Origin of the sequence: Rhodosalinus sp., from assembly GCF_046542825.1 — a bacterium.
Taxonomy (GTDB): domain Bacteria; phylum Pseudomonadota; class Alphaproteobacteria; order Rhodobacterales; family Rhodobacteraceae; genus Rhodosalinus.
Map to the genome: position 1 here is coordinate 1 of NZ_JBKHAQ010000049.1, position 19,159 is coordinate 19,159.

At 69.8% G+C, this 19,159-nt stretch carries 22 protein-coding genes; 11 read left to right on the forward strand and 11 right to left on the reverse strand.

Going from position 1 to position 19,159, the window contains the following annotated elements; genetic code table 11:
* Positions 1–386: FAD-dependent thymidylate synthase (gene thyX, locus ACLFOB_RS08225; RefSeq protein ID WP_410925760.1), on the reverse strand; the 386-nt coding region annotated here is incomplete at its 3' end.
* Between the two features lie 134 nt (positions 387–520).
* Between thyX and ACLFOB_RS08230 the strand changes: the two genes are divergently transcribed.
* The 5 genes from ACLFOB_RS08230 to ACLFOB_RS08250 all read left to right on the forward strand — a co-directional run bounded on the left by ACLFOB_RS08230 (position 521) and on the right by ACLFOB_RS08250 (position 4,920).
* Positions 521–1,675: a hypothetical protein gene (locus tag ACLFOB_RS08230; RefSeq protein ID WP_410925761.1), complete on the forward strand. Its 1,155-nt coding sequence runs from the start codon at positions 521–523 to the stop codon at positions 1,673–1,675.
* 1 nt (position 1,676) lies between these two features.
* Positions 1,677–3,053 (forward strand): surface lipoprotein assembly modifier, encoded by a 1,377-nt coding sequence (locus ACLFOB_RS08235; protein ID WP_410925762.1) that lies wholly within the window; start codon positions 1,677–1,679, stop codon positions 3,051–3,053.
* 69 nt (positions 3,054–3,122) lie between these two features.
* Positions 3,123–3,551: a VOC family protein gene (locus ACLFOB_RS08240; RefSeq protein WP_410925763.1), complete on the forward strand. Its 429-nt coding sequence runs from the start codon at positions 3,123–3,125 to the stop codon at positions 3,549–3,551.
* Positions 3,545–4,225, forward strand: a complete 681-nt coding sequence (locus ACLFOB_RS08245; RefSeq protein WP_410925764.1) for a DUF1194 domain-containing protein — start codon at positions 3,545–3,547, stop codon at positions 4,223–4,225. The genes ACLFOB_RS08240 and ACLFOB_RS08245 overlap by 7 nt, the downstream gene beginning before the upstream one ends.
* A complete protein-coding gene (locus ACLFOB_RS08250; RefSeq protein ID WP_410925765.1) occupies positions 4,222–4,920 on the forward strand; it encodes a DUF1194 domain-containing protein in 699 nt (232 codons plus the stop codon). Before ACLFOB_RS08245 ends, ACLFOB_RS08250 begins: the two co-directional genes overlap by 4 nt.
* 47 nt (positions 4,921–4,967) lie before the next feature.
* Here ACLFOB_RS08250 and ACLFOB_RS08255 read toward each other — a convergent pair whose 3' ends face one another.
* The 4 genes from ACLFOB_RS08255 to ACLFOB_RS08270 all read right to left on the reverse strand — a co-directional run bounded on the left by ACLFOB_RS08255 (position 4,968) and on the right by ACLFOB_RS08270 (position 8,184).
* Positions 4,968–6,629, reverse strand: coding sequence for an ABC transporter substrate-binding protein (locus ACLFOB_RS08255; protein ID WP_410925766.1), 1,662 nt, complete (start codon positions 6,627–6,629; stop codon positions 4,968–4,970).
* 294 nt (positions 6,630–6,923) lie between these two features.
* Complete coding sequence (locus ACLFOB_RS08260) at positions 6,924–7,421, reverse strand: MarR family winged helix-turn-helix transcriptional regulator (protein WP_410918286.1); 498 nt, start codon at positions 7,419–7,421, stop codon at positions 6,924–6,926.
* A gap of 92 nt (positions 7,422–7,513) precedes the next feature.
* The gene (locus ACLFOB_RS08265) at positions 7,514–7,780 is read right to left on the reverse strand and encodes a succinate dehydrogenase assembly factor 2 (RefSeq protein ID WP_410918287.1); all 267 of its coding nucleotides are present in this window, start codon (positions 7,778–7,780) and stop codon (positions 7,514–7,516) included.
* A complete protein-coding gene (locus ACLFOB_RS08270; protein ID WP_410918288.1) occupies positions 7,777–8,184 on the reverse strand; it encodes a helix-turn-helix domain-containing protein in 408 nt (135 codons plus the stop codon). The genes ACLFOB_RS08265 and ACLFOB_RS08270 overlap by 4 nt, the downstream gene beginning before the upstream one ends.
* Before the next feature lie 89 nt (positions 8,185–8,273).
* Here ACLFOB_RS08270 and ACLFOB_RS08275 point away from each other — a divergent pair, with 89 nt between their 5' ends.
* Both ACLFOB_RS08275 and ACLFOB_RS08280 read left to right on the forward strand, forming a co-directional pair.
* Complete coding sequence (locus ACLFOB_RS08275) at positions 8,274–9,476, forward strand: pyridoxal phosphate-dependent aminotransferase (protein ID WP_410925767.1); 1,203 nt, start codon at positions 8,274–8,276, stop codon at positions 9,474–9,476.
* The gene (locus ACLFOB_RS08280) at positions 9,476–9,874 is read left to right on the forward strand and encodes a hypothetical protein (RefSeq protein WP_410925768.1); all 399 of its coding nucleotides are present in this window, start codon (positions 9,476–9,478) and stop codon (positions 9,872–9,874) included. The genes ACLFOB_RS08275 and ACLFOB_RS08280 overlap by 1 nt, the downstream gene beginning before the upstream one ends.
* Here ACLFOB_RS08280 and ACLFOB_RS08285 read toward each other — a convergent pair.
* The 3 genes from ACLFOB_RS08285 to ACLFOB_RS08295 all read right to left on the reverse strand — a co-directional run bounded on the left by ACLFOB_RS08285 (position 9,871) and on the right by ACLFOB_RS08295 (position 12,992).
* Positions 9,871–11,256, reverse strand: a complete 1,386-nt coding sequence (locus ACLFOB_RS08285; protein WP_410925769.1) for an MATE family efflux transporter — start codon at positions 11,254–11,256, stop codon at positions 9,871–9,873. The two genes, ACLFOB_RS08280 and ACLFOB_RS08285, sit on opposite strands and share 4 nt — an antisense overlap.
* 222 nt (positions 11,257–11,478) lie before the next feature.
* A complete protein-coding gene (locus ACLFOB_RS08290; RefSeq protein WP_410925770.1) occupies positions 11,479–12,393 on the reverse strand; it encodes a nickel/cobalt transporter in 915 nt (304 codons plus the stop codon).
* Positions 12,375–12,992: a DUF1007 family protein gene (locus ACLFOB_RS08295; RefSeq protein ID WP_410925771.1), complete on the reverse strand. Its 618-nt coding sequence runs from the start codon at positions 12,990–12,992 to the stop codon at positions 12,375–12,377. Before ACLFOB_RS08295 ends, ACLFOB_RS08290 begins: the two co-directional genes overlap by 19 nt.
* Before the next feature lie 238 nt (positions 12,993–13,230).
* On the opposite strand from ACLFOB_RS08295, the gene parE reads away from it, so the two are divergent.
* The gene (gene parE / locus ACLFOB_RS08300; protein ID WP_410925772.1) at positions 13,231–15,189 is read left to right on the forward strand and encodes a DNA topoisomerase IV subunit B; all 1,959 of its coding nucleotides are present in this window, start codon (positions 13,231–13,233) and stop codon (positions 15,187–15,189) included.
* A gap of 142 nt (positions 15,190–15,331) precedes the next feature.
* Here the strand turns inward: parE and ACLFOB_RS08305 are convergent, their stop codons facing one another.
* Entirely contained in the window at positions 15,332–15,793 is a 462-nt protein-coding gene (locus ACLFOB_RS08305) for a hypothetical protein (RefSeq protein WP_410918322.1), read from the reverse strand.
* An 83-nt stretch (positions 15,794–15,876) separates the two neighbouring features.
* Here ACLFOB_RS08305 and ACLFOB_RS08310 point away from each other — a divergent pair, with 83 nt between their 5' ends.
* Positions 15,877–16,566, forward strand: a complete 690-nt coding sequence (locus tag ACLFOB_RS08310; protein WP_410918323.1) for a hypothetical protein — start codon at positions 15,877–15,879, stop codon at positions 16,564–16,566.
* A gap of 17 nt (positions 16,567–16,583) precedes the next feature.
* Here the strand turns inward: ACLFOB_RS08310 and ACLFOB_RS08315 are convergent, their stop codons facing one another.
* Both ACLFOB_RS08315 and ACLFOB_RS08320 read right to left on the reverse strand, forming a co-directional pair.
* A complete protein-coding gene (locus tag ACLFOB_RS08315; protein ID WP_410918324.1) occupies positions 16,584–16,982 on the reverse strand; it encodes a c-type cytochrome in 399 nt (132 codons plus the stop codon).
* The gene (locus ACLFOB_RS08320; protein ID WP_410925773.1) at positions 16,979–17,395 is read right to left on the reverse strand and encodes a c-type cytochrome; all 417 of its coding nucleotides are present in this window, start codon (positions 17,393–17,395) and stop codon (positions 16,979–16,981) included. Before ACLFOB_RS08320 ends, ACLFOB_RS08315 begins: the two co-directional genes overlap by 4 nt.
* A 170-nt stretch (positions 17,396–17,565) precedes the next feature.
* Between ACLFOB_RS08320 and ACLFOB_RS08325 the strand changes: the two genes are divergently transcribed.
* Together ACLFOB_RS08325 and ACLFOB_RS08330 are read left to right on the forward strand one after the other, a co-directional pair.
* Positions 17,566–17,973 (forward strand): PaaI family thioesterase, encoded by a 408-nt coding sequence (locus ACLFOB_RS08325; protein WP_410925774.1) that lies wholly within the window; start codon positions 17,566–17,568, stop codon positions 17,971–17,973.
* A 249-nt stretch (positions 17,974–18,222) separates the two neighbouring features.
* Complete coding sequence (locus tag ACLFOB_RS08330; RefSeq protein ID WP_410925775.1) at positions 18,223–18,987, forward strand: crotonase/enoyl-CoA hydratase family protein; 765 nt, start codon at positions 18,223–18,225, stop codon at positions 18,985–18,987.
* The last annotated feature ends 172 nt before the right edge of the window (positions 18,988–19,159 follow it).

Below are 19,159 nucleotides of genomic sequence, written 5' to 3' on the forward strand. Positions count from 1 at the left end.
TCCAGGATCGAGTAGCGCGCCGAGTATTCGTTCACGTTGGCCGTGCGGTGGCGGATCCACTGCCGCGCCACGAAAACGGGGAGCTTCACGTGCAGCTTGATCTCGCACATCTCGAAGGGGGTCGAGTGCCAGTGCCGCATCAGATAGCGGATCAGCCCCTCGTCGTTCGAGACGTGCCGCGTGCCGGCCCCGTAGCTCACGCGCGCCGCCTGCACGATCGCCGCGTCGTCGCCCATGTAGTCGATCACCCGGACAAAGCCGTGGTCGAGCACCGGGTAGGCGGTGTAGAGATGGGTCTCCATCCCCTCGGAGACGGCGCGCAGGGTCTGGCGCGGGGTTGCGCGCTGCCGCGCGATCTCTGCTTCCTGCTCGGGCGTGAGCGGCATGGGCGAATCCTCCACCACCAGATGAGTCGTTGCGACACGATATATCGCGGTTCCTGCGCGGAAAACCACCACATCAGGTGCAGGCAAATCCGCCGCAGTTTCGACAGAATTCGGCTGCAGAGTGAGCGTCCACATTGACTTCGGGCACGAAGCTTCTGACCCTGCTGTCAAAACGGGGTTATCCACCGAGGCAGACCAAAATGACACGGACAGTGACGCTTCTTCTGGCGCTCGCCCTGCTTGCCGCCTGCAGCACCGGCGAAGGCTCCAACCCCTTCGATCCGGAGCCCGAAGCCCCCGCCGAAGACCCGACCGAAGAGCCGGATACGGCGGACAGCGGACAGCCCACCGATCCGATCGGCGACGACGATCGCCAGCTGCCGCCCGGCACCCCGAATCCCACCCCAAGCACGTCGATCGTCCGCTACGAGGGGCGCGACGGCGGCAGAAACGGCTTCATCGAGGCACCGCGCTACGACGCCTCCAGCGACAGCTTCTACATCGACAACCTGCCCTTCGACGGCGACAACACCTATGAGCGCGACGACGACGTCGGCAGCCTTGGACCCGCGGGGGCACAGGGGCCCTTCGCCGTCTACGAGAACGACGAGACGGTGACCGACCCGGTGAGCGGCGAGGCGATCGATCAGCTTTCGCACAAGGCGGTCTTTCAGCGCAGCGCCTCGGGCCTGACCGAAGTGGTCCTGGTGCGCGTTGCGGACTACCAGAATTACGGCTTCGGCGGGTGGGCCTACCAGCGCAACGGGGACGTGACGCTTCCCAGCACGCTGCAGGCGACCTTCAGCGGCGACTATGCGGCGTTGCGCGACTTCGACAGCCGCAACGGCCTGGAATACGCGACCGGCGTCATCGAGCTCGATGTCGACTGGGAGGATTTCAACGGCGACTTCACGCAGGACGCCATAAAGGGCACTGTCAAAGACCGGCGCATCTTCGACGTGGACGGCAACGACGTCACCCGCGCGTGGCTGGATGCGCTGGCGGACGAGGCCGATCGGCCCTTTCCCGACGATCCCGGCCTTCCCGACATCCGGCTGGTGATCGGCAACAACACGATCGACGGCAACGGCGAGATCACGGCGCAGGTCTTCAGCACCTATGTCGATGGCGACGGCGAGGTTCAGGAACACGAGGACGGTAGCCTGAACGCAATTCTGGCCGGCGAGAACCCGGACGAGATCGTCGGCACCATTGTCGTCGAAAGCCCCGACCTGGTCCTCGGCACCGGAAACGTCCGGGAAACCGGAGGATTTATTGCCGAGCGCTAAAGTGCAGGCACACCGCCTGATCCGGGCATTTGCAGCCCTGATCCTTGCCGGCGCGATGCCTGCTCCCGCGGCCACGGCCGACACCGTCGCGGTGTCGGCCGGCGAATTGCGCAGCCTGGCCGCCACAGCCCAGGAACGCGGCCGCCCCGAGCTTGCACTGAGCTATGCCGAGGCGCTGCTCGACCGCGACCGACGCGATGTCGACGCCCTGATCCTGAGATCGCGCGCCGCGCGCGATCTGGGGCACACGGGACTCGCGCGGCGCTCGGGGGGCCAGGCCTGGCGCAGCGCCGATGCGGCGGACGACCGGCATGCCGCGGCGCTTGTGACGGCACAGGCGCTGGCGACCTCCGGGCGGCGCACGCAGGCGCAATGGTGGCTGCGGCGCGCCGCACACACGGCCCCCACCCCGGCAGCACGGCAGCGGGCGATCCGCGATTTCCGCTATGTCCGCGCGCGCAATCCCTGGGCGACCGAGCTGAGTTTCTCTGTCGCGCCCAGCTCGAACGTCAACGGCGGCAGCGCGCGGTCCACCACCCGCCTTTACAACCTTCCCTTCGATTTCCGCCTGGCCGGTCAGGCGCGCGCGCTGTCGGGGACGGAAATCGCCACCGGTGTTTCCACACGATACAGGATCGCGGGATCGGCCCGCGGCGACCGCACGGACGTGACGTTCCGCGCGAACTACCGGACCTACCGGCTGAGCGAAGCGGCCCGCGACCAGGCACCCGACGCGAGCGGAAGCGATTTCGCCTTCGGCTCGCTCGCCGTCACGCTGGCGCAGGAATGGCGCCCCGGGAACGCCCGGTTGCCCGCACAGGTTTCCGCCACGCTTGGACAGACCTGGTACGGCGGCGACCCCTATATGCGCTTCGTGCAGGCCGCGGGCACACGGCACTGGGCGCTCGATCGGCGCACCGCGGTGCATCTGGCGCTTTTCGCGGAAACGCAGCAGGGTCAGGGCGCCACCGCCGACAGCCACAGGCTGCGGCTGTCGACGGGAACCGCGCATGTTCTGTCCGGCGGACACAGGCTCCGCCTGTCGGTCGCGGCCACGGCAAGCCGGTCGGATGCGGCAACGCGCGACTACGACCGGCTGGAGGCGGACGCGCGGATGGCGCTGGCACGGCCCGTGCTGGGCCTCGACCTGGCGATGGGGGTCACCCTGGCACGGGAGACCTACGAGGGCAGCTTTTTCGGGACGCAGGGCCGCGACGACACGGAAATCGCGTTCGAGATCACCGCCGATCTGCCCGCGGTCGAATACCACGGCTTCATCCCGGCGCTCACGCTGCGGGGCACGCGCAACCGGTCCAGCGTCGCGCTCTACGACACGGAACAGATCGGGCTGGAGATCGGCTGGCGTTCTGCCTTCTGAACCGGCGTCTCGACACGGCGGCCGTCTGCCCTATGCTGCCCGGGACGTGTTCGGACAAGGAGGCCAGGCATGACGATCCGCTACCTGCACACGATGGTCCGGGTGAAGGATCTGGAAAAGTCCAAGGCGTTCTACGAGTTGCTCGGCCTGCAGGAGACGCGCCGCATGGACAGCGAACAGGGCCGCTTCACGCTGGTCTTCATGGCACCGCCGGGCCAGGAAGAGTGTCCTGTGGAACTCACCTACAACTGGGACGGGGACGAGGGGCTGCCGTCCGACAGCCGGCATTTCGGGCATCTCGCCTACGAGGTGGACGACATCTACGCCATGTGCCGGCATCTGATGGACAACGGCGTGACGATCAACCGCCCGCCGCGCGACGGGCGCATGGCCTTCGTCCGCTCGCCTGACAACATCTCTGTCGAGCTTCTGCAGCGCGGCGAGGCGAAGCCGCCCGAAGAGCCCTGGGCCAGCATGGAGAACACGGGCCATTGGTAAGGGCGCTTGCCCTGCTGTTCGGTCTCTGGGCCGGCGGAGCGGGTGCGGCGGAATGCCGGCTCGCGCTGCTTCTGGCGCTCGATGTCTCCAGCTCCGTCGATGCGCAGGAACACAGGCTGCAGCGTGACGGGCTGGCGGCCGCGCTGATGGCGCCTGACATCCGCGCCGCGATCCTGTCGGGCGCTCCGGGGCAGGTGGCGTTTGGAGTCTACGAATGGTCCGGCCGCAGCCAGCAGCAGGTGATCCTGCCCTGGACGATGCTGGACAGCGACGCGACGATCGAGAGCGTCGCCGCCACCATCCGCGCCGCGCCGCGCAGCTATTCGCGGTTTCCCACGGCGGTCGGCTATGCGCTGGGATATGCCAGCACTCTCTTCGCCGAGGGGCCGGCCTGCGATCAGCGGGTTCTCGACGTCTCCGGCGACGGGATCGGCAACGACGGCTTCGAGCCCATGCATGCCTACCGCCACTTTCCCTTCGCCGGCATCACGGTCAATGGCCTTGCCGTGGGCGGGCACGACCCGCAGGTGCTGGACTACTACATGTTCGATCTGCGCCATGGACCGGGCGCCTTCGTCGAGTTCGCCGAGGACTACGACGATTTTCGACGCGCGATGGAGCGCAAGCTCTATCGCGAGCTGGGCGGCATGGCGATCGGGCGCGCGGAGGAATGAGGGCGGCGCTGGCCGCGCTTTTCGCTGCGTTGGCGCTGCCGGCCGAGGCGGCCTGTCGGCTCGCGCTGGCCCTGGCGCTCGACGTCTCCGAGTCCGTGGACGGCCGCGAGTACCGGCTGCAACTCGACGGGCTGGCGGCGGCGCTCGAGGACGCGGCGGTGGCTGACATCCTGCTGTCGCACCCCGAGACGCCCGTCGCGCTTGCGGCCTACGAATGGAGCGGACCCGGCGCGCAGCGGCTGGTGCTAGACTGGACGCCGGTGACCGACCCGGCAGCCCTGACGCGCGTGGTCGCGCACCTGCGCGCGACGGACCGCGCGCTCGAGCCCGGCGCGACCGCGATCGGCGAGGCGCTCCTGCACGGCGAGGCGCTTGTGTCGCGCGGCCCGGCCTGCTGGCGGCAGGTGATCGACATCTCGGGCGACGGCAAGTCCAACACCGGCCCCGACCCCGCGGCACTGGGCGGCGCGCTGGGGCGGATCACCGTCAACGCGCTGGTCGTGGGGGGCGACGGCGAGGACTGGATCGACCGCCGGCAGGTGCCGATCGGCGAATTGTCCAGCTACTTCCGCACCGAGGTGATCCGCGGCCCCGACGCCTTCGTCGAGACCGCGCTTGGCTATCATGACTTCCGCCGCGCGATGACCCGCAAGCTGCTGCGCGAACTCGAAGGCCGGGCACTGGCGGCCCGGTGACGGGGCGCGAGGCGCGCCGGACCCGACCCCGGCACGCCCCCACCGGCTCAGGCCGCGAGGCCCAGCTTGTAGACGTGAATCTCGAAGGTCGGGTGCTGTTCGGCGCCCACCACACCTTCGCGGTAGTGGCGGTAGGTCGAGCGCCAGTAGGGCTGGATCACCACGCCCTCGTCGCGCATGATCGTCTCCAGCCGCTCCATCGTCTGCCGCCGCGTGTCGGCGTCGGCGATCGACAGCGCCTCTGCCAGCGCCGCGTCGAATTCCTCGCTGGCGAAACCGCTCTCGTTCCAGGGCTCGCCCGAGCGATAGGCCAGCGCCAGCACCTGCACCCCCAGCGGGCGCTGTGCCCAGTCGGTCGTCGAGAAGGGATATTTCGCCCAGTCGTTCCAGAAGGTTGCGCCCGGCAGGATCGTGCGCCTGACCTTGATGCCGGCATCGCGCAACTGCGCCGCGACCGCGTCGGAGGTGTTGCGCCGCCAGTCGTCGTCGATCGAGATCAGTTCGTGCTCATAGTCGGCCATGCCGGCCTCGGCCATCAGCGCGGCGGCGGCCTCGGGGTCGAACTCCGACGGGCCGATGTCGGCGTATTCCGGGTGGATCGGGCAGACGTGATGGTTCTCGGCCACGGTGCCGCGGTCGGAGTAGCCCAGCGACAGGCAGACCGCGTTGTCCACCGCCAGCGCCAGCGCGCGGCGCACGCGCACGTCGGCATAGGGCGTCTCGCCGTCCACCTCGGCCTGCTGGTTGGCGCGGATGACGAGGGTGTTGGCGGTCACCGCTTCCGACTTGACCCAGCCGATGCCATCGAGGATCTCGATGAAGTCGCCCAGGCTTTCGTAGAGCATGTCCACCTCGCCCGAGTCGGCGGCAGCCACGATGGAGGCCTGGTCGGTGCCGAAGTCGATGTATTCGATCCGGTCGAGCGCGGCCTCGCCGATCACGCCCTTGCCCCACCACTCGTGGTCGGGGTTCTTCACCATCACGGCGCGCACGCCGACCTCGAAGGTTTCGGGCATGTAGGGCCCGGTGCCCACGGGATTGTCGAGCGGGTTGCCCGAGAAGCCCTGCGGCACGATGGCGGCAGGGTAGTCGGAAAAGCCCGCGATCAGCGTGATGTCGGGGGTGTCGAGGGTGAGCCGAACGGTCAGGTCGTCCACCACCTCGATGGCGCCCTCGCGCGCCTCGCCGGTTTCGTCGTCGATCAGCGACGAGACGCGGCTGGCCATCGAGTTGCCCTCGACGTTGCGCTCGGCCCAGCGGCGGATGTTGTAGGCGACGTCCTCGGCGGTGAAGGGCTCGCCGTTGTTCCAGGTCACGTCAGGGCGCAGGTTGAGCAGGTATTCGGTCGCGTCCTCGTTCACCTCCCAGGAGTCCAGCAGGATACCGCGGAAGCTGCCGTCACGGTTGTATTCCACCAGGTATTCCAGCCAGCCGCGCGTGAAGTTCGACATCTGCGGCCAGTCATAGCTGCGCGGATCCTTGAGCGCCTTGACGGTGCTCTCGATCCGGAGCGTGCCGCCCTCCTGCATCGCCGGCTGCGCCGCGGCGGGCGTGTCGAGCCCGATCAGCGCATAGGCCGAGGGCACCGAGACGCCCAGCGCGGTGGCGCGCGTCAGAAACTCGCGCCGCGACAGGCGGCCCTCGCGCACCTCTCTTGCATAGAGTCCAGCTGCGGGGTGTAGCGGGCCACGGGATGCGGATCGAGTCATGACGGACCTCTCGAGCAGTCAAAAAGGTGAGGAAAGCGGTCGCATGGTTTCAGGCTTTCTGCGGACCGGAGGCATGCCGGCCAAAAGCGACCATGGCCAGTAGAACGGCTTCGTCCCGGCAAGGCAACAGGCGAATCGCGACACGCTGCCGCAGACGAAGGGCTGCCGGAGCGCCGATCCCGGCTGCGGCGACGCGGGGTTCTTGTCATGCGGCCGCGCCAGCCACGCGCGCGGCGGGATGGCATCCGTCGCGCACCACTCGCCGCGGAGGCGAAGGCCCATTGCGGGGCCTCCTCAGTAGATGTAGCGGATCTGATCGCTCCAGTAGCGCTCGACCCGGCGCAGGGCAGAGGTGATCTCTTCCAGCCCGGCCGGACCCAGCACGCCCTTCGCGTGCAGCCCGTCCGCGTGCCGGGCGAAAAGTGCGGCGACGATGCGACGGATCTCCTGCCCCTTCGGCGTGAGCCGCACGCGCACCGCGCGGCGGTCGATCTCGCACCGCTTGTGGTGCATATAGCCCGCCTCGACCAGCTTCTTGAGGTTGTAGCTGACGTTCGAGCCCTGGTAGTAGCCGCGGCTCTTCAACTCGCCCGCCGTCACCTCGTTGTCGCCGATGTTGAAGAGCAGAAGCGCCTGCACCGCGTTCACCTCGAGCACGCCCAGCCGCTCGAATTCGTCCTTGATGACGTCGAGAAGCAATCGGTGCAGCCGTTCGACCAGCGACAGTGTGTCGAGATAGCCGACCATGAAACCGCGGTCGATCCCGTCCGGGAAGGGCGTGGTCATGTTCATCTTGGTCGCTCTCCGCCTCGGTAATGCGGGCGACATTGACGACAAAGGCCGAACAAGCGGTTAAACCATGCCGATAGCGCCTAGAATGCAATCTATTCGGCCGCCGGCAGCACGCTCTGGATGTCCGCGACGAGCCCTGCATGACGTTCCGGCGGCCTGACCTGCCCGGACACCCACGCATAGAGTTCCTGGTCGTTCTCTTCCAGAAGCGCCTCGTAGGCATCGAGCTGATCTGGCCCCATCGTGTCACGCCGCGCCTCGAAGTAGCGCATCAGGATCAGGTCCATCTCCTTGATCCCGCGGCGCATCGAGCGGATCTTCAGCCGGCGCAGACGGGTTTCCCGATCCTCGGCGGTCATCGACCGCCCTCCTTGAGTGCGAGGCGCAGCTGCTTTTCCAGCCGCGCCAGCCGGTCGGACGCCAGCTTCAGCTCGCCGCGCATCTCGCGCATCGAGGCGAGGATCCGGCCCAGTTCCGGCGGCACCTCTGCCACATCGTCGGGGCCTTCCAGCCCGTCGCCCTCGCCCGTCAACAGCCACATGATCGAGACGTTGAGGATGCCCGCCATCATCGACAGCCGGTTGGCGCGCGGCTCGCTCAGGTCGTCCTCCCAGCTCCGCAGCGTCGAAAGCTTCACCCCCAGCCGGCGGGCGAGTTGCTGTTGCGTCATGCCGGCGTGCTCGCGCGCGGCCGCTACGCGGTCACCGAAGGTGGCGGCATCGGGGCCGTACCAGTCTGCGGGCCCCAGCGAGTCCTCGTTCATCTGTCTCTCCCTTCGCGGCGCAAGCCGCTTGATCATCGCTCGACCGCCAGCCTAAGACATGGGCGATCCGCCTTCAAACCGGTGCGCCCATGATCCCGCTTTCCGCAACCCTCGCCCGCGTCCGGCCCTCGCCTACCGTTGCGGCCACCCAGCGGGCGCGCGAGCTTGCGGCGGCGGGGCGCGACGTCATCTCGCTCAGCGCCGGCGAGCCGGACTTTGACACGCCCCGGCATGTCAAGGACGCCGCGATTGCGGCACTCGAGGCGGGAAAAACGAAATATACCGCGCCCGACGGCATCCCCGAGCTGAAACAGGCGGTGGCCGCCAAGTTCCGGCGCGAGAACGGGCTCGACTACAAGCCCTCCGAGATCACGGTGAGCGCCGGCGGCAAGCAGGTGCTCTTCAACGCGCTCATGGCCACGCTGAACCCCGGCGACGAGGTGGTGATCCCGGCCCCCTACTGGGTCAGCTACCCCGACATCGTGCGGCTTGCGGGCGCCGAGCCGGTGATCGTGGAGGCGCCGATGGCGCAGGGCTTCAAGCTGAGCGCCGAGGCGCTGGAGGCCGCGATCACGCCCCGCACGCGGTGGTTTCTCTTCAACTCGCCCTCGAACCCCTCGGGTGCCGGCTATTCGCGCGCCGAACTCGCCGCGCTCACGGAGGTGCTGATGCGGCACCCGCATGTCTGGGTCCTGTCGGACGACATCTACGAGCATATCGCCTACGACGGCTTCGATTTCGTGACGCCCGTTCAGGTCGAGCCGCGCCTGCGCGACCGCACGCTGACGATGAACGGCGTCTCCAAGGCCTATGCGATGACCGGCTGGCGGATCGGCTATGCCGGTGGTCCGGCAGAGCTGATCGCGGCGATGCGCAAGGTCCAGTCGCAAAGCACGACCTGCCCCGCGTCGCTGTCGCAATGGGCCGCGGTCGCCGCGCTGGAAGGGCCGCAGGACTGCATCGCCCAGGCCGGGACGGCCTTCTGCCGGCGGCGCGACATGGTGGTGGCGCGGCTGAACGCGATCCCCGGCATCGACTGCCCGCTGCCGGAGGGCGCCTTCTATGTCTATCCCTCGATCGCCGGGCTGATCGGCCGAACGACGGCGGGCGGGCGGCGCATCGGGACGGACCAGGATTTCACCGATGCGCTGCTGGAGGAACAGGGCGTCGCCGCGGTGTTCGGCGCGGCCTTCGGCCTCAGCCCGCATTTCCGCGTGAGCTACGCCGCCTCGGATGCCGCGCTCGAGGACGCCTGCACGCGGATCGCCGCCTTCGTCGCCGGGATGCACTGATGGAGCTGCCGGAGTATTTCTTCCGCGTGCGCGAGAACGGCGCGCTGGTGTTCCGCATCGAATCCGGGAACCGGCATCGCCGGCTCGAGATGGAACCCATCGCCGTGGCGAACACGAGCAACGGCAAGATCAAGCCGCAGGGCGGGCGCGAGCTGACCGAGGCCGATCACGCCGCGATCCGCGCCTGGATGGCGGAGCGCGAGGCGGTGCTGGCCGCGCGCCAGCTGGACGACATCCGGCGCACCATCGACCATCTGAACCTGACCGCCCAATGGGCACAGAGCCGCGCCGGCGATTCCGACCTCGAGGCCGTCACCGACGACCTGCTCATGGCGATGCACGACCTCCGCACCGTCCTGGTGCGCCGCAAGGCCGAACGGCTCGCACCGAAGGATTAGGCCCGCGCGCCCTCGGGCGCCGCGCCCGCCCGCAGCCGCGGCACCGCGCGGCCCCAGAAGCGCGCCATCATCAGCACCCCCGCGCAGGCCAGCCCCAGCGTCAGGCCCAGCCAGACGCCCGCACCGCCCCAGCCCAGCCGGAAGCCCATGACCAGCGCCGCGGGGATGCCGATTGCCCAGTAGCTGACCGCCGCCATGACCATCGGCACGGTGGTGTCGCGCACGCCGCGGAGCAGTCCCAGCGCCATGACCTGCGCCGCATCGACGAGTTGAAAAAGCGCGGCAATCGCCAGAAGCAGCGCGCCCAGTTGCATGATCTCCGCCCGCGCGGGTTCGTCCGGGTCGAGAAACAGCGCATAGAGCGGCCCGGGGGCAGCAAGAAACAGCACCACCGTGGCCCCCACGGCCACCGCGCTCAGCACCAGAACGGCATGCGCCCCCCGGACAAGATGCGCGGCGTCGCGCAGGCCATAGGCGTTGCCGGCCCGGATCGTCGCCGCGTTCGACAGCCCCATGTGCACCATGAAGGTGGCAGAGGAGATCTGCAGCGCGATGCCATGCGCGGCCAGCGGAATGGTGCCCAGCCAGCCCATCATCACCGAGGAAAAGGAAAAGAGCGCCACCTCGGCAAGGTTGGTGATCCCGATTGCGGCGCCCATGCGCGCGACCTGGCGGAACACCTCCCAATCGGGGCGCCAGAGCCGGGCGAAGAGCCGGTGCTCCGGCAGCACCGCCGCCGCATAGGCCGCCGAGAAGATCAGCGCCAGCGTGTTGGTCGAGACAGAGGCGATCGCGGCCCCCCTCAGCCCCAGTTCGGGCGCCCCCCAGTTGCCGAAGATCAGCGCGTAGTTGAGCAGGCCGTTGGCCACCGCCGCCGCGACCGTGATCCAGAGCACCACCTGCGTGCGGCCCAGCGCGGCGAGGTAGGATTTCAGCACCATGACCAGCAGCGCGGGCAGGATGCCCGGCCCCGCGATCCGCAGGTAGTCCTGTGCGGCGTCCGAGAGCTCCGGCGCCTGGCCCATCAGCCGCAAGAGCGGCTCCGAGAACCAGAAGAGCGGCAGCGAGGCCAGCGCGAAGAGCACCGACAGCCACAGCCCCATCCGGGTGACGCGGCGGATCGCCGTCTCGTCCCCCTCCGCCTCGGCCGAGGCGACCAGCGGCATCACGGCCCAGGCGATGCCCGCCCCGAAGATCCACAGCGTGAACCACAGCGCGGTCGCCAGAACCAGCGCCGCCAGCCCCTCGACCGAGTGCCAGCCCATCATCACCGTGTCGGTCAGATGGATCGCGAACTGTGCGAGGTGCCCGCCGACCAGCGGCAGGCCCAGGACGAGGATCGCGCGCATGTGCGCGGCATATGTCATCCGGGGCGCGGCCATACCCGCGCTCTACGCGCGCCCCTGCGCGCCCGCAAGGCCACCTCCGGCGTGACGGCGCCGGCCAGGACCGCAAGCGTCTGCTGCCCACGGCGCCGAGCGCGCCGGCCCCCGCCGCGGCCGGCCGTCGGCCCCACAGGCGCCAGCGCGGCACGCCCTTTCAATGGTCCCCAAATACCCAATGTCCCGAGATCCCCGCCCGCGCGGACGCCGGGGCGGTTCCGTTCAGATCAGCCGCAGCGCCATCTGCCAGGACAGGGCCGCGATCACCGCGCCGGCGCTCACCTCCAGCAGCGGCACGGCGCGCGCCAGGGCGCGGCTTTCGGAGAGTTGCGCCAGCGCACCCTCGCGCGCGGTCACGGCGGCCAGCGCCACGGCCACGGTCACGCTTGCCGTGCCCAGCGCCATCGCCCCGACCCCGGCGATCCCCTGCCAGACTAGGTCCATCCGCCAGGTCAGCACCAGCAGGAACAGCGCCCCGGTGCAGGGGCGCAGCGCAACGGCCCCGATCAGTGCGGCCGCTTCGCGCCAGCCGGTGACGCGGGCGGCCTCATCGGCGGTGGGCCCGTGGGCGTGGCCGCAGGCGTGGTCATGGGGGCACGCCTCGCCGTGCGGCGCCCGTGCTGCCGCCAGCGCGGGCGCGGGCCGCATCCGCCACAGCTTGCGCGCCCCGCGCAGCACCAGCCAGGCGCCGATCGCGCCGATCGCGGCATAGGAGAGCGGCGCAAGCCAGGCCTCGGCCGCCTCGGTCAGTTGCGCGCGCGTGAGGCCGAAGGCCCAGACCCCGCCATAGACCAGCGCGACGGCCGTCGCGCCCTGCGCGAGGCTTGACGCGACGGCAAGCCCCGACAGCCGCAGCGCCGGCACGCGGCTGCCGGCACCGTAGCCGCCGATCAGCAGCTTGCCATGCCCCGGCCCGGCCGCGTGAAAGAACCCGTAGGCAAAGCAGACGCTCCACAGGGCAGACAGCGCACCGGGCTCGCCGGTGCGAAGGCTGCGCAAGGCGCCTGCCATCGCCTGTTGCGCGGCCTGCTGGCCCTGTGCCGCCCAGCGGGCCACATCGCCCGCGCCGCCCAGCAGCCAGAGCCAGGCGGCCAGCCCGGCGACCGCGGCAAGCCCGATCAGGAGGAGGCCGCGCATGCGATCCGGGCCTTGTCGGCATAGAGATGGCCCACCTCCATCACCTCGAAGGTCATCTCGTCCACCTCGCCAACCAGTTCCTGCACCTTGCGGCCGGCTTCCTCGACATCGACGGGCTCGATCGGCGCCTCGCAGCGCTCCGGCAGTTTCACGCTCTTCAGCGTGTAGGCGACGAAGAAGGTGGGATCGTAGGTCTCGATCACGGTGCCTTCCGCGGGAAAGGGCTCCACCTCGCGCCGGTGGCTGGCCACGATCTTCGCGTCCTCCACCGCGATGCCCGTGGCCTGCGGCAGGCCGATCTGCGCCGTCGCCTCGTCATTGCGAAGGTAGACGTCGCCCTCGAAATCCTCCGGCCAGATTTCCAGGTCGAAGCCGCGCAGTTCGGCAAGCTCACGCTTCGTCAGAACGGCGTCGCCGTCTGGATCGAGTCCCCGGTCCTCGAGAATCATCAGGCTCGAGAAATCGTCATAGGTCCAGGTGACCTCGATCGCGGTGATCCGCCCTTCCGAATCGACCTCCAGCCGCAGGTCGGCGTCCACGAACATGTGCGGATGCGCACCGCCTGCAACGGGCGCGAAGGCCAGGGCGACCGCGAGCATGACGGGGCGGTTCATGCCGGCAAGGTAGACGCTGCGGTGCACGAGGGCAAGCGGCGGCCACAGCGCGATCGGCGGGCCGCTGCCGTCAATCCCTGCGCAGCTCCGGATGCATTCTGATCGTTTCCGGCTCGCGCGGGTCGAGCCGAGCCCGGGCGTCCCGCGCCCCCGCTTTCCCGCGGTCCCGCGCTCTGCCATAGTGGGCGCCAACCGAGCAGACCCAACAAGGGCAGGACAGGCGATGGCCGACGATCTTCTGAGCGGCGCCAACGGCGGCGACTATGACGCCTCTTCGATCGAGGTGCTCGAGGGGCTGGAACCGGTGCGCAAGCGCCCGGGCATGTACATCGGCGGCACCGACGAGCGCGCGCTGCACCACCTTGTGGCCGAGGTGCTGGACAACGCGATGGACGAGGCGGTGGCAGGTCACGCCAACCGTATCGAGATCGAGCTGCATGCCGACGGGTCGATCACCATCCGCGACAACGGCCGCGGCATCCCGGTGGACCCGCACCCGAAGTTCCCCGGGAAATCCGCGCTGGAGGTGATCCTCTGCACGCTGCACGCGGGCGGCAAGTTCTCCGGCAAGGCCTATCAGACCAGCGGCGGCCTGCACGGCGTGGGCGCCTCGGTCGTCAACGCGCTGTCGGACTCCATGGTGGTGCAGGTGGCGCGCAACCGCCTGCTCCACGAGCAGCGTTTCGCGCGCGGCGTGCCGCAGGGACCCTTGCAGGAAGTGGGCGCAGCCCCCAACCGGCGCGGCACCACCGTCACCTTCCATCCCGATGCGGAGATCTTCGGCAGCCACCGGTTCAAGCCCGCGCGACTCTTCAAGCTGGCGCGCTCCAAGGCCTATCTCTTCTCGGGCGTCGAGATCCGCTGGAAATCCGCCGTGGACGACGGCGAGACGCCGGCCGAAGCCACGTTCCACTTCCCCGGCGGCCTCTCGGACTACCTTGCCGAGCGGCTGGGCGGCGCCACCACCTACGCCGAGCGTCCCTTTGCCGGCACGGTGGATTTCCAGGGCCGCTTCAACACGCCGGGCAAGGTGGAATGGGCGATCAACTGGACGCCTGCGAAGGACGGCTTCACCCAATCCTACTGCAACACAGTGCCCACGCCCGAAGGCGGCACGCACGAGGCGGGCTTCTGGGCCGCGATCCTGAAGGGCATCCGCGCCTATGGCGAGCTGGCGAACAACCGCAAGGCCGCGCAGATCACGCGCGAGGATCTGACCGGCGGCGGTTGCGCGCTGGTCTCCTGCTTCATCCGCGAGCCCGAGTTCGTGGGCCAGACCAAGGACCGGCTCGCCACGGCGGAAGCCGCGAAGCTGGTGGAAGGCGCCGTGCGCGACCATTTCGACAACTGGCTCGCCGCGGACACGAAAAGCGCGGGCGCGATCCTCGACTTCCTCGTGCTGCGCGCCGAAGAACGCCTGCGCCGCAAGCAGGAGAAGGAGACGGCGCGCAAGTCCGCCACCCGCAGGCTGCGCCTGCCCGGCAAGCTGGTGGACTGCACCGTGGCCGCGCGCGAGGGCACCGAGATCTTCATCGTCGAGGGCGACAGCGCGGGCGGCTCGGCCAAGGCCGCGCGCGAGCGGCGCACGCAGGCGCTGCTGCCGCTTCGCGGCAAGATCCTGAACGTCCTCGGCGCCGCCTCGTCCAAACTGGGCCAGAACGCCGAGATCAACGACCTGTCCCAGGCGCTGGGCGTGGGGCTGGGCACCAAGTTCCGCCTCGACGACCTGCGCTACGAGAAGGTCATCATCATGACCGACGCGGACGTGGACGGCGCGCATATCGCGGCCCTGCTGATGACCTTCTTCTTCACCCAGATGCGGCCGCTGATCGACCACGGGCACCTCTATCTGGCCTGCCCGCCTCTCTACCGGCTCACGCAAGGAGCCAGACGGGTCTATGCGCTGGACGAGGCCGAGCGCGAGGCCTGGACGAAGAAGGGCCTTGGCGGAAAGGGCAAGATCGAGGTCAGCCGCTTCAAGGGCCTGGGCGAGATGGACGCCAAGGACCTGAAGGAAACCACGATGGACCCCGCCTCCCGCCGGCTGATCCGGGTGACCATCGACGAGGACGAACCGGGGGAGACCGGCGACCTCGTCGAACGCTTGATGGGCAAGAAGCCGGAACTGCGGTTCCAGTACATCTCGGAGAATGCGCGGTTCGTGGAGGAACTGGACGTGTGATGCCCCGTAGGGTGCGTGCTCAGCACGCACCCTACATCAGGCGGCAACGGCAGGGCATCGCTTCCAAGCACCAGGGAGCCGTCGCAATGCGCCGCCAGCAACGGTCCCCGCACCGCATCGCCACCTGCCAGGCCAGCCCGCGTCAGACCAGGGCCACCCCGACCAACCCCACCACGGCCACCGGCATCTGCACGGCCCTGAGCCCCGCGAACCACAGCGGCGCCTCGCCGCGGCTGGCGGCCCAGGGGTCGAGCGCGCCGAGGCTGGCGAAGCCTGCGATGAGCAGCCAGAGGGCGGCGTGCAGGGGAAGGAGCAGCGCCGCGAGGCCCGCGGCGAAGAGCCAGGCGAACATCGCCATCTGCGCCACCGTCGCGCCGCCCTCGGTCCGGAAGCTCAGGCCGCGGCGCACGCCGGAGAAGAACAGCAGCAGTGCCGCGCCCCAGAGGCGCACAGCCTCGCGCAGCGCCTCTTCGGGCAGGAGCCACAGCGCGGGCACCGCGAGCGGAAAGGGCGCCACGGCGAGGAAGGCCAGCCACAGCCCCTCGCGCGGGGGGCGGGCGGTTTCGTGCACGATGACGGTGCGCTCGGTCTCGGGGTCGCTCATGCCGGAGCAATCCGGCAGCCCGGTCCCCGGTTCCCCGTGCGACGCCCCTTGCCCGCCCACCCCGCACCCCTATGCTCGCGGCCATGCGCCGCATCGCCCTGATCCTCGCCTGCCTTCTGCTCGCCGCCTGCGCGCGGCCGCTCACCCAGGGCGAGCGCGCCTTCGCGGCGCTGACGCACGGGGAATCGCTCGACCTGAACCGCGTCCGGCTGCATGACGGGGCGCTGGTGGGCTCCTACACCTGGGAGCGCCAGCCGCGCCCCAGGACCACCTGCCGTGAGCGTATCTGGCCGCCGGGCAAGGCGGGCGAGCCGGTCGAGGTCTCGCCCGGCGCCATCGCGCTCTTCAACCGCGTGTTCTATCGCCGCGATCTCTTCGCGCCCGACTTCATGCCGCGGTTTCCAGAGCGCCTCTACCTCGCCGAGGCGATGCTGCTGGCGCATGAGCTCACGCATGTCTGGCAGTGGCAGCAGCGCGACCGCACCGGCTATCACCCGTTCCGCGCGGCCGCCGAGCATGTTCGCTCGGACGACCCCTATCTCTTCGACGAGGAAAGCGCCGATTTCCTGGACTTCGGCTACGAACAGCAAGGCGCGATCATGGAGGAATACGTCTGCTGCGCCGTGCTGGACCCGGCCGCGCCACGCACCGCGCGACTGCGCGAGATGCTGGCGCGCGAGATTCCGATGGGCGACCTCGACGCGGCGCTGGCCGAGACGCAGGTAATCCTGCCCTGGGCCGGGGCCGAAGTGCGCGGCATCTGCCGCGCGTGATGCTTCAGTCCTGGCCCTCAGTCCTGGATCGAGCGCAGGAACGCCACCAGGTTGGCCACCGGCTCGGTCGTCATGATCGGCTGGCCCGAGGGCGCCTTGACCGCGACCATGGGCCCGCCCTCGAAGAAGTCGCCGTAAACCGGCATCGGGCTGCCATGCGCCACCAGCGGATCGCGACCGTCGATCCGTTTGACCGCCTCCGTCGTGGGGAAGGTGCCGTCATTCGCCGAGGTGAGCGCCGTCAGGTCCGTGGGCTGCACTGTCAGGATCGGCGCCATCGGCCCGTTACCCTGCGCGTCGGTGCCGTGACAGGCGGCGCAGTGGGTGCGGTAGAGCGACTCGCCCAGTTCGGGATCCTGCGCGGCAAGCGGGCTGGCCGCGACGAGCGCGGCGAAGGTCAGGGCGAAGCGGGTCACGAGGGCACCTCCTGAATGCTTTCGAGATAGATCATCAGCGCGGCCAGCGGCCGCGGGACCGGCGAGGGGCGCCCGTCGGCGGTATCCACCGGCACCGTCTCGCCCATCAGCAACTCGCCGAATTCCGGCATGTCCGGGCCCTCCGCGCGTCCCTTCGTGTAACCGTCTATGGTGGACAGAACCTCGACCCGGGGGAAGGCCCCTCCGTTGCGCGCCGCGATCCGGGTCAGGTCCGCAGGGCGCAGGCCGCCCTCCGACGCGAGCGGACCGTCCCCCTTGCCCGTCGGGCCGTGGCAGGCCGCGCAATAGTCGGTGTAGAGCGCGCGGCCCTCCGGTGGCTCCGGCATCGCGGTGACGGCAGCGCAACCTGCGGCTGCAAGCCCGAGAAAGACGAGGGCGGCATGACGGGACATGAACTCTCCTGCGTCGCGGATGATCCTGCCCCACTCTTTCAGAACGCGTGCGACGGGGCAACGGGATGCAGCGCCCCGCAGCGGTCGCGCGCCAAGCGTGACAACCATGCCCCGCCGCGTCATGGTCCGGCCGGACGAAGACGGGGGCAGCCGAAGACGGGAGGCAGGCGATGTTCGACGAGGCCGAAGCGCAACGGGCGCTGGAGGACAATTTTGCGCCCTGGGTACTGGCGCTGCGCCCGCGGGTGGTCGCGGTCGGCACGGGCCGCGCAGAGTTGCGCATCCCGATCACGCCGGAGCTTGCGCGCGTCGGCGGCATCGTCTCTGGTCAGGCGCTGGCGGCGCTTGCCGACACCTCGATGGTGATCGCGACCGCCGCGCACTTCGGCGCGCTCAGGCCCGTGGCGACCACGAACCTCGACACCCAGTTCCTGCGCCCCGGCAGCGGCGACTCGGTCCTGTGCCGGGCAGAGGTGGTGCGGGCGGGCAAGGCGCTGGTCTTCGCGCGCGCCGTGCTGATCGCCGAGCCCGCCGGCAAGGACATCGCCACGGCGACGGCGACCTTCTTCGTGCCGTGAGGTGCGCTGCAGCCTGAAATGCTCAGGGCGGCGCGGTCGGGGCCCGCCACAGGCTGCGGACGGACATCGGGTCTGCCTCGCCCCCGCCACCGGCAGACGCCTGCTTCCAGCGCCAGGGATTCGGCTTCGACCAGCGCAGGCCCGGGTTGCGCCACCGGACCGATCAACTGCCCTGCGGGCCGAAGACGTGTGGACAGCGTGGCTGCGCCCGTGCATGGCTGTCGCTGCGGCAACGAAGGCAGGTCGGGGATGAGCGAGATCGAGATCGAACGCGAGGGGCATGTTGCCATCCTGTGGCTGAACCGGCCCGACCGCCTCAACGCCGTCAACGAAGCGATGACGAAGGCGATGCGCGCGGCGCTGACCGAGATCGAGCAGGACGGGTCGCTGCGCGCGCTCGTCCTTGCCGGACGCGGCCGCGTCTTCTGCGCGGGCATGGATCTTGCAGCCTTCGCGGCCGGCGAGCGGCCCGGGCTTCTCGACCCAGACCGGTTTGCAGGCTTCGCCAACGCGCAGCGCAGCAAGCCGGTGATCGCTGCCGTGCAGGGCGCGGCGCTTGCGGGCGGCTTCGAGATCGTTCTGGCCTGTGACATGGTGGTGGCGGCCGAAGGCACGAAGTTCGGCCTGCCCGAGGTCAAGCGCGGCCTGTTTCCCGCGGGCGGCGGCACGATCCGCCTGCCCCGGCGCATTCCACCCGTGCTGGCCAACGAGATGCTGCTCACCGGCGAGCCGATCGAGGCCAGCCGCGCCCATGCCCTTGGCCTCGTCAACCGCGTGGTGCCCGCCGATGACCTGGTCGGCACCGCGCTCGACCTTGCGCGTCGGATCGCCGAAAACGCGCCGCTCGCCGTGCGCTCGGCCCTGGCGCTGGCACGCGACGCGGGCGCCACGGCAGAGGCGGAGCTCTGGGCCGCCAACGATGCCCTCTGGCGCCGGGTCGACACCTCGGACGACGCCCTCGAAGGCGCCCGCGCCTTCGCGGAGAAACGCGCGCCCGTCTGGAAGGGGCGCTGAGCCGTTGCCGGCGCAGGCGATGCCGCAGAGCCGGGCCGGTGCGCTCAGGGCGCCCGCGGATACGGCGACGGTCGACCGAAATCGTTCCACATCCTTGCCAGGCGACGACCCCGCCCCAGCATCCCTGCAAGACCCGCCGCGCCCGTGCCCGGCGGCTTTTTGAACGGAGGCA